Raw genomic sequence first — 14,613 nt, forward strand, 5'->3', positions numbered from 1 at the left:
TAGTGTAGAGCATCTTTTAATATAAAAAATCAATATATTTGTCCGAGATTCAGTTTTATTTTTTAAAATAAATCCCCTGTAATTTGATGAGGCTGAAAAGAATACTTTTTACGAGTTGGTATTTTTGTTTGCACAGTTATTTTGGTATTTATTTTTAGAACTTCATAATAATACATGACAATTTATGTTATTATTTGAAAGTTGATTAAGGTTAAAAATGTAATCTAATTTGATGTAAAGATTATTATTTCACAAAAAATCAGTGTGATGACAAAAAATAAATTTTTTCTTTTAGCTTTTCTTTTGGTTTCATTTGCAAATGTAATAGCACAAGATAGTTCAAGAAGTTGGTCAATTGGATTAAATTCATCCTCAGTACTTTATTCAGAGAAAGATGGGCCTGTTGTTGGAGGAAGGTATATAGGCATTATTCCAGGAATTAGTTTAAGCAAATATATTGGCAACAAAATGACGGTTTCTTTTGGACTTGCAAAATCTATTCAAGACACTCAAAAATACGTTTCAGCGGATGCAAATTTAAATTATGAGCTTTTCAATCCTGAATATAAACTTAGGATTTATGCTTTGGGCGGCATTAGTATCGTAAATCTTATTGAAACAGGAATAACCTTAAATATCGGTGGTGGAGGTACTTTATGGGTGACTGACAGAATTGGTTTGAATGGACAATTGATGTACAAATTAAGTGCTTTGGGTGGAGATTTTCAAAGATCACATATTTTTGCCACTGCAGGTATTGTTTACAGTTTAAACTTAAATGGTTCTACTTCAAGAATCTGGGAAAGAAATCGTTGATATCCATCAATATTTTTCTAAAATTGGTTTCAAGTCTGCGCTTTTTATAAAACCTTGAATTTGCAATTCAATTTTCAATTCTTTATCTAAAATAACGGTTGTTGGATACACAATTTGTTTATTTTTTTTAGCTAAAATTGTTGCCAATTCATGAATTTTACCAGAAGTTTTTCTATATGATTTTCCAAAAAAGGTAACTTCTTTTTCAGTTTCTGCATTCAAATAAATAACATAAAAATCGGTATTTAAAATTGTGCGAATTTCCTCATTTTGAAATGTAGTTTTTTTCATTCCAAAACAAATATCACACCAATCTGTATAAACAAAAATCAAAAGCGGTTTTGGATTTTGTTGTTGTAATTTTTCAACTTCTTCAAAAGAATATACAGTTAATTTATCTGTTTTTTGAGCGAAATTTAAGAATGAGTGCAGCAATAAAATCAAGCAAATATTTTTCATCAAAATTGATTTTAAAAAAGTGTAAATCTCAATCCAACAAATCCTCTAATTCCCTGATTTGAAGCATATACATAACTTGGGTCAAAGGCCAACTCAGGGTTTTTTTCAGTATCAACTCCAATATCAAAAGGATTGTTTGCGCCATTGATACTATTTGCAGGAGGCGTAAAATTCAGCAAATTTTTGATACCTCCATACAATTCCCAATTGTCGCCAAATTTCTTTGATAATTGAATGTTTTGAATGCTATACCAAGGAGAAAATTCAGGTCTTACATCTTTTTCACCCAACAAAGGCAATCGCATTGGGCCATATAAATTACCTGTGTAATCAATTGAAAAATTGTTGGAAAACCTATAAGAAATAGACCAAACTCCACTAAAACTTTCTGTTAATAATTGTCTAGTTTTTATATTGTTTTCTGTAAAAGAAACATCCATCAAAGTTGCGCCAAGATTGATGCTCAAACCATTTGTAAACAGCACATCTGCATTTAAAGAAACGCCTTTAGAAACTGAAAACCCATCTAAATTTGCATAAATTATTTTGTTAGAATCTGTTTCATAATCTGGCAAAATTCGATTGTCAAAATACGTATAAAAAGCACTTGCATCCAAGGTAATAAAACTGTTTTCCGTGTTGATTTTTTTTACATAATTCACGTTTGCATTCCAGGAAGTTTCAGGTTTTAGTTCGCCTTCAAAAACCACTTCTCTTGCACCTGTTAATGCTGCATGATCTTCTGTGAAAATATTGGCAACTCTAAAACCATTTCCAATGCTCACTCTTAAAACATCAGTTTGCTCTTTTGAGTTCCATTTATAGTTGATTCTTGGCGAAAAAATGTTTCCATGAACACTGTTATAATCCCATCTTGTTCCTAAAAGCAAGGTATTTTGATTGTTTAATTTGATTTCATCTTGCAGAAAAATTCCAGGTAAATGAATTTTTGAGGGAGCATTTGAAATTCCATTTTCATCCAAAGTGGCAAAAGTATTGTCATCATAAAAGGTGTATCTGTAAGCCAAACCCACTAATAAATTGTTTTTTTCTCCTAATTGTTTGTTGTACACAAGTTGTCCAAAAGCGATAAATTGTGAAGCATCATAAGAACTTTTTCCATAAAATGAATCTTGATAATGACCATTTGCACTGAATTGAAAACTGATATTTTCTAAAGTTGGTAACTCATAAGTTCCAAAAGTTTCCCATCTTTTAGTGTAAATACTTTCTCCATATTTGATATTAGAACCCCTAAATTCTCTTTGCCAATCCAATTCTCCTCCCCATCTGTCTTCGTACACAAATCTTCCTGCAATGGTAAAAAGTTTGTTGCTTTTTCTATCAAAGTTGATTTTATTGAAAACTGAAATTCTGTTTTGTAAGGTCAAATCTGTAAAATTGTCGTTATTATTGTCAATTCTTTGTTGAAAATTAAAATAATTCACTCCTAGAAGCGCTTCCGTTTTTTTGGAAATTTTATATCGCAAACCAATATCTGTATTGATTTCTCCCCAAGAACTTGCAAATGAATCCGTAGTTAATTTTGGAGAATTTCCTGGTTTTTTGGTGATGATATTGATAATTCCTCCAACAGCTTCTGAGCCGTATAAAGTAGATGCAGGTCCTTTTACAATTTCTACTCTTTCAATCAAAGATTGTGGAATTCCTGTCAATCCATAAACCGTTGAAAGTCCACTAACAATGGGCATTCCATCAATCAACACAAACGTATATGGACCCTCTAAACCATTGATATGAATATCACCAGTATTGCAAACATTGCAGTTCAATTGCGGACGAATTCCGTTGACATTTTGCAACGATTCAAAAACAGATGGGGTAGGATTTTTCTTAAAAAAAGTATTACTATAAATCTCTACAGGCACAGGACTTTCTAGTTTTGAAACTGGTTTTAAGGTTCCAGAAATTACAATTTCATCCAATGAATCAGCTTCACTTAAGACAATATTTTGAGTTAACTTTTGGTTATTATTGATGTTAATTTTGATGGATTTTGATTGAAATCCAACCACACTAACAATCAATATATAATTCCCTTTTGGAATGTTTTTCAATTCATAAAAACCATTATTGTCTGATGAAATTCCAATTTTTGTATTTTTCAAATACACATTTGCAAATGGAATTTTTTCTCCAGATGAATCCGAAATAAAACCACTAATTGATTGACAAAAACTCCCTTTTGAAATCAATAAAAACAGGATTAAAAAAAGTCTTTTCAAAATAAATATTTTTGCAAATATAAATATAAATTTAGACAAGACTAAAAAATGTTTTTTATGTATCAAAATTTATATATTTGTGTTTTCAATCAATGTCAATGTTTAGTCAATCAGAAGAGAATTATTTAAAAGCCATTTTTCACTTAACTACAGCCGAGAAGAAAGGAATTAGTACCAATGCAATTGCTGAAAAGTTAGCCACAAAACCTTCATCAGTTACAGATATGATTCGCAAGCTTTCGGATAAAAAAGTGGTGAGCTATAAAAAATATTATGGAGTAACATTGACAAATTCAGGAAGAAAAATTGCTGCAAATATTGTTCGAAAACATCGTTTGTGGGAAGTATTTTTAGTAGAAAAATTGCAGTTTTCTTGGGATGAAGTACATGATGTTGCAGAACAATTAGAACATATTCAATCGCCAAAACTGATTCAACAATTGGATCATTTTTTAGGATTTCCAACACAAGATCCACATGGAGATCCTATTCCTGATCAAGATGGAAATTTAAAAACAATTGAAAAACGATTACTTTCTACCTTACTTAAAAACGAAACAGGTATTTGTATTGGTGTTGATGACTCTTCGTCAGAATTTTTGCAATTTTTAGATAAAAGAGGAATTACTCTGGGAAAACACATCAAAGTTTTAGAAAAAGAAGCTTTTGATGATTCGCTAATCATAGAAATAAATCAACAAAAAATGACGATTTCAAAAAAAATTGCCAATAATTTATACATCCAAAAATCATGAGTACATTTGATCAAATAGTATCTTTTGCGAAAGAAAATCCTATTTTGGCGGCATTTTACGCTGCTGTTTTTACTTGGGGTTTAACTGCTGCTGGTGCAGCTTTGGTATTCTTTTTTAAAAAATTAAACAGAGCAGTTTTAGACGGAATGTTAGGTTTTACAGGTGGTGTAATGGTAGCTGCAAGTTTTTGGAGTTTGTTAGCGCCAGCCATAGAAAATAGTCCAGGAGAAGGTTTTGTAAAAGTTTTTCCATCGGCTTTTGGATTTTTGTTGGGTGCTTTAGCATTGTTTGGCATGGATAAATTATTACCCCATTTACACATCAATTTTAAAGAACACGAAGTAGAAGGTGTAAAAACAAGTTTTCACAAAACAACATTATTGGTTTTAGCAATTACCCTTCACAACATTCCTGAAGGTTTGGCTGTTGGCGTTTTATTTGGAGCTGCATCAACTTTGGTAGGAGTAGAGCAAACAGAAATGATAATTGCCGCAATTTCTTTAGCCATTGGAATTGGAATTCAGAATTTCCCTGAAGGATTTGCAGTAGCAATGCCACTAAGACGTCAAGGAATTAGCAGAAGAAAAAGTTTTTTTTACGGACAATTATCAGCTGTTGTTGAGCCTATTGCAGCAGTTTTAGGTGCTTTAGCAGTTTCATTTTTCACGCCAATTTTACCTTATGCATTGGCTTTTGCAGCAGGAGCTATGATTTTTGTAGTTGTTGAAGAAGTAATTCCTGAAACTCAAAGAGACAAATACACAGACATTGCTACTTTAGGATTTATTGGAGGATTTATTGTTATGATGTCTTTGGATGTTGGTTTGGGGTAAAATAGTTCAAAATTTAAGATTCAAAATTTTGAGTTGAATTCAAAGATTCAATATTTAATTGATAAATTGTTAGATTTATTTTCAGTAAATTCGTGCAATTCCTATAAATCAAAATTGTGCAACAATCTGCAACTTTTCAAGTTTACAATGCTTCTGCTGGCAGTGGAAAAACATTCACACTTGTTAAAGAATATCTAAAAATTTTACTTTCAACCGAAAATATTTTTGCTTTTCAAAAAATATTAGCCATCACTTTTACTAACAAAGCTGCTGGCGAAATGAAAGAGCGTGTTTTGACTAGTTTAGAGGCTTTTTCTGAAGGAAAAGAAACAGATTTATTACAACAAATTCTGCGGGAAATTCCTGTTGATAAAGAAATAATTCGAGTAAGAAGTCAGAAAATTTTAGACGCAATTTTGCAAAATTATTCGGCTTTTTCAATTACAACAATTGATAGTTTTACCCATAAAATCATCAAAAATTTTGCTTATGATTTAGGATTGTCACTCAATTTTGAGGTTGAAATGGATGCGCAATCTCTTCTTAATGAGGCTGTTGATGTGTTGATTTCGAAAATTGGGACAGACAAAAAATTGACCGAAATTTTAATTGATTATTCCTTAGACAAAACAGATGATGACACTTCTTGGGATATTACAAAAGAGCTCAATGATTTTTCGAAAATTCTGCTAAATGAAGATGATATCAAACATTTTAAAAATCTAAAAAATAAAACGTTAGATGATTTTTTTGATTTGAAAAAAAGACTTCAAAAATCAAAAATTTTGATTGAAAATCAGTTCATTGAGTTTGCAGATGAAGTTTTATCATTTATAAAAGCCAAAAACTTATTAGACAATGATTTCAGTTATTCAGATTATCCAAATCATTTTAAAAAGTTAAAAAACTTAAATTTCGAGAATCTTAATTTTGAGGGGCGACTGCATAAAAGTATTGAAAGTTCAAAAGACCTTTATTCAGCGAAAACTTCAAAAACCTCGAAATTAGTTTTAGATGAAAATAAAGAACAATTTCAAAAGTATTATTACCAATCAAAAGAACTTTTTGAACGCTTATTTCCGGATTATAATGTAAATAAATTGGTCTTAAAAAGCATCATTCCTTTAGCTGTTTTAAATCACATAAATAGTGAATTAGAAACCATTAAAAATCAGAATAATATTCGTTTAAACGCCGAGTTTAATCTACTGATTTCTGACCAACTTAAAGAGCAGCCTGCACCTTTTATTTATGAAAGAATTGGACAACGTTTTCAGAATTATTTTATTGATGAAATGCAAGATACCTCTGAATTGCAGTGGCAAAATTTAATTCCTTTGATTGACAATGTCTTGTCACAAGAAAATGGAAGTTTGTTGTTAGTTGGTGATGGAAAACAGGCTATTTATAGATGGAGAGGAGGAAAAGCAGCTCAATTTATCAATTTAGGAAGTGCGCCTGAAAATCCATTTCAAACACAAAAATCACTTCATATTTTAGAAACTAATTATCGAAGTTTTGCAGAAATTATCAATTTCAACAATTCGTTTTTTACTCATTTATCAAATTTTCTTGCCAATGAATCGTATCAAAAATTATTTTTTGAAGGAAACAATCAGTTAGAAAATTCGAAAAAAGGAGGTTTTGTTTCCATTACTTTTATTGACAAAGAGGAAGAAGTTGATGAAGTTGAATCAGAAAATGAAACTCAAAAAACTGCGTATCCAAAAAAAGTTTTTGATAAAATTATTGATATTCAACAACAATTTTCTTTACATGAAATTTGTGTATTGACGCGAACTAAAAAAGACGGAATTGCCATAGCAAATTATTTGCAGGAGCATGAAATTCCTATTATTTCTTCAGAAACCTTATTGCTTAAAAACAATCAAAAAGTTATATTTATTGTCAATTTTTTACAATTGATGCATCATCCAGAAGATGAAGAAACGCGTTTTGAAATGTTGTATTTTTTACACGAACATTTACAGATACCAACTACAAAACACGAATTTTTTGAACGATTCATAAAGTTTGAAAACCAACAACTTTTCAAAAAACTCAAAGAGTTTGAAATTTATTTTGATGAAACTAATTTTCAGCAATTGCCACTTTATGAAAAAGTAGAAGAAATTATTAGAAGTTTTCATTTGGTAACTTCATCTGATGCTTATGTTCAGTTTTTTTTAGATGTTGTTTTAGAGCAGCAAAACAAAGGAAGTGACATTTCAGACTTTGTAGATTGTTGGGAAATTAAAAAAGAAACCTTAAGTATTGTTGCGCCAGAAAGTGCCAATGCTGTTCAAATAATGACCATTCACAAAGCCAAAGGTTTGGAGTTTCCAGTGGTTATTTTTCCTTGCGATGTAGATATTTATCAGCAAATAAAACCCAAAGTTTGGTTGGATGAATTGCCTAAAAATTACGAACCATTTACTGAATTGTTAGTAGATTTCAAAAAGGATTTGCAATTAATAAGTGACAGAGGAATAGCTATTTATAAGCAGCAAAGAGAAGAATTAGAATTAGATAATTTTAATTTATTATACGTTGCTTTAACAAGAGCTGTAGAGCAATTGCATATTATTACAGGAAATAAATTGCCCAAAAAAGAAAAGGAAAATCCCACGTTTTTCTCTGAATTTTTCAAGATTTTTTTGAAGGAAAATAATTATTGGGATGAGTCAGTTTTTGAATACAATTTTGGTAATAATATAAGAGTAAGTATTACAAAAAATGTTGAAGTAATTTCGGAAGTTCATGAGAAATTCATCTCAATTCCGTGGAAAGAGCAAAATTTAGTGTTGTTGGCAAGTGCTTCAAAATTGTGGGATACAACTCAAGGAAAAGCCATTGAATTCGGGAATTTAATTCATGAAATGTTGGCGCAAATTTTCACTTTTCATGATATCGAAAAAGTTGTTAAAAGCTATTTCAATGAAGGCTATATCTCATCAGATGAACTAAAAATTATCGAAAAAATAATTCAAAATATTGTTTTTCATCCAACATTAAAAACCTATTTTTCTGAAGATGTAATAGTATTTAATGAGCGTGAAATTGTAGATGATGAACAAAAAATCATCATTCCTGATAGATTGATTTTTGTGAATGACGAAGTTGTAATCATCGATTATAAAACAGGAAATCAACTTGTTTCTCATCAACAACAGTTGTTTAAATATCAAAAAGTTCTTGAAAAAATGAATTGTAAGGTTCGTGAAAAATTACTCATATATATAGGAGAGACAATTGATGTTGTGAAAGTGTAACTAAGAAAGTGAAACTTTGTAACTTTGTGTTCTCAAAAAAGATAAATCATGTACGGAAAAATTAAAGATACACTTCAAGCCGAAATCGAATATTTAAAAAATAATGGATTGTTTAAATCCGAACGAATTATTACTTCCTCACAAGATGCTGTTATTAAAATTTCAACAGGCGAAGAAGTCATTAATTTTTGTGCTAATAATTACTTAGGATTGTCAAATCATCCTGAGGTAATTCAAGCAGCAAAAGACACCTTAGATTCTCATGGATTTGGAATGTCATCAGTTCGTTTTATTTGTGGTACACAAGATATTCATAAACAATTAGAGAAAAAAATTGCTGATTTTTACACAACAGAAGATACCATTTTGTACGCAGCAGCTTTTGATGCAAATGGTGGAGTTTTTGAGCCTTTATTTACGCAAGATGATGCTATAATTTCTGATAGTTTAAATCATGCCTCAATTATTGATGGAGTTCGTTTGTGTAAATCAGCACGTTATCGTTATGAAAATAATGATATGAATTCTTTGGAAGAACAATTAATTGAAGCAACTAAAAAAAATCATCGATTTAAAATCATCGTAACTGATGGCGTTTTTTCAATGGATGGAATTGTTGCTAAATTAGATGAAATTTGTGATTTGGCAGATAAATACGATGCATTAGTCATGGTTGATGAATGTCATGCAGCAGGATTTATTGGAAAAACAGGAAGAGGAACTGTTGAGTTAAAAAATGTGATGAATAGAGTTGATATAATAACAGGAACTCTTGGAAAAGCATTAGGAGGTGCAATGGGTGGCTATACTACAGGCAAAAAAGAAATCATTGAAATTTTAAGACAAAAATCTAGGCCATATTTATTTTCAAATTCATTAGCTCCAACAATTGTAGGTGCCTCATTAAAAGTATTTGATCTTATCTCAAATGATACAACTTTGAGAGATAAACTAGAATGGAATACCAATTATTTCAGAACCGAAATGGAAAAAGCCGGTTTCGATTTGGTTGGAGCAGATGCTGCTATAGTGCCAGTTATGTTATATGACGCAAAACTATCTCAAACAATGGCAAATGAATTGTTGAAAGAAGGGATTTATGTTATAGGTTTCTTTTATCCTGTGGTGCCAAAAGAAAAAGCAAGAATCAGAGTTCAGTTGTCAGCTGCTCACGATAAAATTCATTTAGATAAAGCAATATCAGCTTTTATAAAAGTAGGAAAATCATTGAATATCATTTAGATTTACAAAAAAAACTTGTGATTTGTTTAACTTTTTGTAGATTTGCTTTGCAGATTAGTAATAACGACTTACTTTTGCGTACAATAAAAACGAACTTTTAATTTAAAAATTTGATAATGAAACAATTAAAATTAGCTGTGATAGCTTTGTTTACGTTAGTAACAGTTAGCAACGTAAGCGCACAGGATGAAAACAACCCATGGGCAATAGGCTTTGGTGTAAACATTGTAGACTTTTACGGTGGAAACAATTTTTCTGACCAAATGAAAGATTGGTTAGGTAATAAAGATTGGAATTTTTTACCATCAATTTCTAGAATCACTGCTGAAAAATACTTAGACAAAGGTTTTTCTTTACAATTTGCAGGTTCTTTAAATAAAATTACTCACGAACTTACAGAAGGAGATGTTGATGCACTTTATTATTCTTTAGGTGTAAATGTAAAGTATGATTTGAATAAACTTGTAGGAGAAACAGGTTGGTTTGATCCTTTTGTTTATTTAGGTGGTAACTATGTTTCTTTTAATTCTAATTCTGAGGGAATGTTAAATCTTGGTTTTGGTTTCAACACTTGGTTTAACGACAGTTTTGGTTTAAGTTTCCAAACAGGAACTAACAAAGGTTTTTCTGATGAAGTAAGATCTCATTACCAATCTTCTTTAGGTGTTGTAATCAAATTTGGAGGGAAAGATTCAGATGGAGATGGAATTTACGATAAATATGACCAATGTCCAGAAGTTGCTGGTTTAAAAGAGTTTAATGGTTGTCCAGATTCAGACGGAGATGGTATTAAAGATTCAGATGATGCTTGTCCTCAAGTTGCTGGTTTAGCTTCAATGAATGGTTGTCCTGATACAGATGGAGATGGTATTGCTGATAAAGATGATATGTGTCCAAATGAAAAAGGTACAAAAGCAAACAAAGGTTGTCCAGATACAGATGGAGATGGTTTAGTTGATAAAGACGATAAATGTCCTACAGTAGCAGGTCCTGTTGCAAACGGTGGATGTCCTTGGCCAGATACAGATGGAGATGGTGTATTAGACAAAGATGATAAATGTCCAAAAGAAGTTGGTCCTGCATCAAATGGTGGATGTCCAGAAGTTATTTCTAAAGATGCTGAAGATTCATTAGGTGAATTTGCAAAAGCAATTTTATTCAACACAGGTAAATCATCTTTCAAACCAGGAGTAACTGAAAAATTAGATGCTATTGTTGATGTAATGAACAAATATCCTAATGCTAAGTTTACAATTGAAGGTCATACAGATAGTACAGGTTCAGCAAATGTAAATGCTAGACTTTCTAAATCAAGAGCTATGGCAGTTAGAGATTATTTAGTGAAAAAAGGAGTTGATACAACACGTTTGGAAGCTCAAGGATTCGGTGAAGGTCAACCAATCGCTTCAAATGATACTGCTGAAGGAAGAGAGCAAAATAGAAGAGTTGTTGTAAAAGTTACAAATAAATAATAATTTATTATTTTATAAATTTGAAAAGCCTCACCTTTTTGGTGAGGCTTTTTTATTTACACTATTTTTAAATTTATTTTTTTAATTACGTTCAAAAGAATTACCTTTGCGCCTTGAAATAAAATGATTAATTTCTAACAATAAACATTAATTAAATTAGATATAAAATGTCTGCAACAATAGGTAAAGTTTCTCAGATAATTGGACCAGTAATTGACGTTGAATTTGATACAGAAAACAACGAACTTCCAAAAATTTACGATTCATTAGAAATAAAGAAAGCGGATGGTTCTGTTTTGGTTCTTGAAGTTCAACAACATATAGGTGAAGATACTGTAAGAACTATTTCAATGGATGCTACTGATGGATTAAGCAGAGGTGTTGAAGTAATTGCCACAGGAAGCCCAATTCAAATGCCTATTGGTAATGATATTTATGGACGCTTATTTAATGTAACTGGTGATGCAATTGATGGTTTAGGAAACCTTAGAAAAGAAGGTGAAAATGGATTGCCAATTCACAGATCTGCACCAAAATTTGAAGACTTATCAGTTTCTACAGAAGTTTTATTTACAGGAATTAAAGTAATTGACTTAATTGAGCCTTACGCAAAAGGAGGTAAAATTGGATTATTTGGTGGAGCAGGTGTTGGTAAAACAGTTTTAATCCAAGAGTTGATTAACAATATCGCAAAAGGACATGGTGGTCTATCAGTTTTTGCGGGTGTTGGAGAAAGAACTCGTGAAGGAAATGATTTACTTCGAGAAATGTTAGAATCAGGGATCATTAAATATGGTGATGCATTTATGCATTCTATGGAAGAAGGAGGATGGGATTTATCAAAAGTTGATAAAGCAGGAATGAGAGATTCAAAAGCTACATTCGTTTTTGGTCAGATGAATGAGCCACCAGGAGCGCGTGCAAGAGTTGCGTTATCTGGTTTGACGATTGCTGAATACTTTAGAGATGGCGCAGGTGAATCTCAAGGAAAGGATGTTCTTTTCTTCGTAGATAATATCTTTAGATTTACACAAGCTGGTTCTGAGGTTTCTGCGTTACTAGGTCGTATGCCATCAGCTGTAGGTTATCAACCAACATTGGCAACTGAAATGGGAGCAATGCAAGAGCGTATTACTTCAACTAAAAAAGGTTCAATTACATCTGTACAAGCAGTATATGTGCCTGCAGACGATTTAACAGATCCAGCGCCAGCAACAACATTTGCTCACTTAGATGCAACAACAGTTTTATCGCGTAAAATCGCTGAGTTAGGTATTTATCCTGCAGTAGATCCTTTAGATTCTACTTCAAGAATTTTAACTGCAGAGATTTTAGGAGACGATCATTATAACTGTGCACAAAGAGTAAAAGCAATTTTACAACGATACAAAGAATTACAAGATATTATTGCCATTTTAGGTATGGAAGAGCTATCTGAAGAGGATAAATTAGTAGTTTCAAGAGCAAGACGTGTTCAACGTTTCTTATCCCAGCCTTTTCACGTTGCTGAACAATTTACAGGAATTCCTGGAGTTTTAGTAGATATTAAAGATACCATCAAAGGATTTAATATGATTATGGATGGTGAGTTAGATAAATACCCAGAGGCAGCATTCAATTTAAGAGGTTCAATTCAAGATGCAATTGATGCTGGTGAAAAAATGTTAGCAGACGCTTAAATCTAGTTTTCAGTTTTCAGTTTTAGTGTTAACTAAAACTGAAAACTAAAGACTAAAAACACTTAAATTATGTTTTTAGAAATTGTAACACCAGAGGCTATTTTGTTTTCATCAGAAGTTGATTCAATTTCTGTTCCAGGAGTTAATGGAGAATTTCAAATGTTGAATAATCACGCACCAGTTGTTTCTGTTTTGAAATCTGGAGAAGTTAAAATTCAAGCTTCTAATTACTCTATTGCAGAAAAGTATCAAAATAAATTTTCAAAAACTGCTGATGGTAAACTAACTTTAACTATCAATTCAGGTACTTTAGAGCTGAATGACAATAAAGCGATTATTTTGGCTGATTAAATTTTAGCCATTTCAATATTTAAAAATCTCAAAACTTTATTGTTTTGAGATTTTTTTTTCAAATTATTGAAAAGAAAAAACACCTTTTAATAAAGGTGTTTTTATAAAGCAATTTTCCCTAACGACTTTATAAAAGTCATTTTCTACAACAAAGGTCTATTATATTAGGTTAAAAATTTACAGGAAAAATCCTGTTTTTTATACAGGAAAAACACCCTAAATTGTTCTATATTTTTTACGTAAATTAGATTTATATTTCATTGATTCATCCACTAAAGCTAATTTAAAATGAAAATTCAATTTTTTACAGCATCCTTTTTTTTATTCCTGTTAGTTTCTTGCAATGAGAAACCACAAAACTCATCAACCTGTTATCTAAATGATAGTAGGCCTTCGCAGGCTATTTCTTACGAAGAAATGGCTGCAATGATAGATGCTTTTGACTCAGGATCTAAAAAAGAGTTAGACAAATACTTGAAGAAAGTTTCTAATGGAAAAGATTCCATTTCAACGATTTATAGTTGGTATAAATTAGAAGATTTGAAACAATATATTGCTTATATTGAAAAAATTTCTAAAGAGAAAGGTATTCCTGTAACAGGTCTAAGAATTTATCCCTCTGAATATCCTGAAAATTTTGTAAATCAAAAATTGAAAGGAAGACAAACACTTATTTTTACGCCAACAACAACTATTGATGGTAAAGATGATGTTGCTTTTGAACCTTTGTACTCAGAAACTGGAAAACCTGCTTTAATATCAGAATTTTTAGAAAAAGCACGAATGAAAATGTCAAAAAATAGTAGTTATTTAAAGTCAACAGACACCACAACCATACAAAGTTCATCAGCAAATAGAATAATAACTTCACCCCCTTATTAATTTATATGATCTCAGATGATGGTTTATTAATTAAGATAATTGGAAGATATTTACCATATTTAACACTATCGTTATGTTTTGTGCTTTATAAAAATTACAAATCAAATACTTATTATAAATATTTTATTCTCTATCTTCTAACGATAATAATTTTTGATTTATTAGCGCATTTTATTTTTGTGAAAGATAATATTACGTTTTTCAATGTCTACACCTTTTTTGAGTTTAATTTATTTGCGCTGATTTATTATCAATTGATAAAAGAAAAAATCAGATTGGTCATCTTAAAAGTTTTAATGATAACATTTAATACGGTCTATTTTCTTAGTTTTTATTTTGATTTCTACATACTATATACTATCCCTTTAGAAGGTGTTTTTAATAGTATCATAGTAATATTATTTTTTGTTGATTTATTAAATTCTGATGAAATTTTAAATTACAAGAAACTTTTATCTTTTTGGATTTCAGTAAGTTTTTTAATTTTTTATTTAACTTCTGTGCCATTTTGGTCTTTATATTATTCAAGTATATTTGAAACTAGAGCAATGTTTCCTATAATTTATTATCTTGCTACTATATTTCAATTAATTTTCATTTATGGTT

General features: G+C 30.6%; 11 protein-coding genes. 9 read left to right on the forward strand and 2 right to left on the reverse strand.

What is annotated here, in order from left to right; translation table 11 throughout:
• Window positions 1–267 precede the first annotated feature (267 nt).
• A complete protein-coding gene (locus tag WHA43_RS10020) occupies window positions 268–816 on the forward strand; it encodes a hypothetical protein (RefSeq protein WP_105046913.1) in 549 nt (182 codons plus the stop codon).
• A 6-nt stretch (window positions 817–822) separates the two neighbouring features.
• On the opposite strand, the gene WHA43_RS10025 is transcribed toward WHA43_RS10020, so the two are convergent.
• On the reverse strand, window positions 823–1,275 hold the full coding sequence (locus WHA43_RS10025; protein WP_105046914.1) for a thioredoxin family protein: 453 nt from the start codon (window positions 1,273–1,275) through the stop codon (window positions 823–825).
• Window positions 1,276–1,286: 11 nt separating this feature from the next.
• Window positions 1,287–3,521 (reverse strand): TonB-dependent receptor, encoded by a 2,235-nt coding sequence (locus WHA43_RS10030; protein WP_105046915.1) that lies wholly within the window; start codon window positions 3,519–3,521, stop codon window positions 1,287–1,289.
• A gap of 98 nt (window positions 3,522–3,619) precedes the next feature.
• Between WHA43_RS10030 and WHA43_RS10035 the strand changes: the two genes are divergently transcribed.
• The 8 genes from WHA43_RS10035 (at window position 3,620) to WHA43_RS10070 (ending at window position 14,007) form a co-directional block, all read left to right on the forward strand.
• Complete coding sequence (locus WHA43_RS10035) at window positions 3,620–4,276, forward strand: metal-dependent transcriptional regulator (RefSeq protein ID WP_105046916.1); 657 nt, start codon at window positions 3,620–3,622, stop codon at window positions 4,274–4,276.
• On the forward strand, window positions 4,273–5,109 hold the full coding sequence (locus WHA43_RS10040; RefSeq protein WP_105046917.1) for a ZIP family metal transporter: 837 nt from the start codon (window positions 4,273–4,275) through the stop codon (window positions 5,107–5,109). Before WHA43_RS10035 ends, WHA43_RS10040 begins: the two co-directional genes overlap by 4 nt.
• Window positions 5,110–5,225: 116 nt before the next feature.
• Window positions 5,226–8,381: a UvrD-helicase domain-containing protein gene (locus WHA43_RS10045; RefSeq protein ID WP_105046918.1), complete on the forward strand. Its 3,156-nt coding sequence runs from the start codon at window positions 5,226–5,228 to the stop codon at window positions 8,379–8,381.
• A gap of 48 nt (window positions 8,382–8,429) precedes the next feature.
• Window positions 8,430–9,623 (forward strand): glycine C-acetyltransferase, encoded by a 1,194-nt coding sequence (gene kbl, locus WHA43_RS10050; RefSeq protein ID WP_105046919.1) that lies wholly within the window; start codon window positions 8,430–8,432, stop codon window positions 9,621–9,623.
• A 116-nt stretch (window positions 9,624–9,739) separates the two neighbouring features.
• Complete coding sequence (locus WHA43_RS10055) at window positions 9,740–11,095, forward strand: OmpA family protein (protein ID WP_105046920.1); 1,356 nt, start codon at window positions 9,740–9,742, stop codon at window positions 11,093–11,095.
• A 167-nt stretch (window positions 11,096–11,262) separates the two neighbouring features.
• The gene (gene atpD, locus WHA43_RS10060; protein WP_105046921.1) at window positions 11,263–12,774 is read left to right on the forward strand and encodes a F0F1 ATP synthase subunit beta; all 1,512 of its coding nucleotides are present in this window, start codon (window positions 11,263–11,265) and stop codon (window positions 12,772–12,774) included.
• A gap of 69 nt (window positions 12,775–12,843) precedes the next feature.
• Window positions 12,844–13,125, forward strand: a complete 282-nt coding sequence (locus WHA43_RS10065; protein ID WP_105046922.1) for a FoF1 ATP synthase subunit delta/epsilon — start codon at window positions 12,844–12,846, stop codon at window positions 13,123–13,125.
• A gap of 288 nt (window positions 13,126–13,413) precedes the next feature.
• Window positions 13,414–14,007 carry a hypothetical protein gene (locus WHA43_RS10070; protein WP_105046923.1) on the forward strand — a complete coding sequence of 198 codons (594 nt, stop codon included), beginning with the start codon at window positions 13,414–13,416 and terminating at the stop codon, window positions 14,005–14,007.
• Window positions 14,008–14,613: the final 606 nt, after the last annotated feature.

The sequence above is a fragment of the Polaribacter gangjinensis genome, from assembly GCF_038024125.1.
GTDB lineage: Bacteria > Bacteroidota > Bacteroidia > Flavobacteriales > Flavobacteriaceae > Polaribacter > Polaribacter gangjinensis.

Coding starts and splice junctions, on each gene's coding strand:
- WHA43_RS10020 (WP_105046913.1), top strand. CDS start 268: ATGACAAAAAATAAATTTTTTCTTTTAGCTTTTCTTTTGGTTTCATTT.
- WHA43_RS10025 (WP_105046914.1), bottom strand. CDS start 1,275: ATGAAAAATATTTGCTTGATTTTATTGCTGCACTCATTCTTAAATTTC.
- WHA43_RS10035 (WP_105046916.1), top strand. CDS start 3,620: ATGTTTAGTCAATCAGAAGAGAATTATTTAAAAGCCATTTTTCACTTA.
- WHA43_RS10040 (WP_105046917.1), top strand. CDS start 4,273: ATGAGTACATTTGATCAAATAGTATCTTTTGCGAAAGAAAATCCTATT.
- kbl (WP_105046919.1), top strand. CDS start 8,430: ATGTACGGAAAAATTAAAGATACACTTCAAGCCGAAATCGAATATTTA.
- WHA43_RS10055 (WP_105046920.1), top strand. CDS start 9,740: ATGAAACAATTAAAATTAGCTGTGATAGCTTTGTTTACGTTAGTAACA.
- atpD (WP_105046921.1), top strand. CDS start 11,263: ATGTCTGCAACAATAGGTAAAGTTTCTCAGATAATTGGACCAGTAATT.
- WHA43_RS10065 (WP_105046922.1), top strand. CDS start 12,844: ATGTTTTTAGAAATTGTAACACCAGAGGCTATTTTGTTTTCATCAGAA.
- WHA43_RS10070 (WP_105046923.1), top strand. CDS start 13,414: ATGAAAATTCAATTTTTTACAGCATCCTTTTTTTTATTCCTGTTAGTT.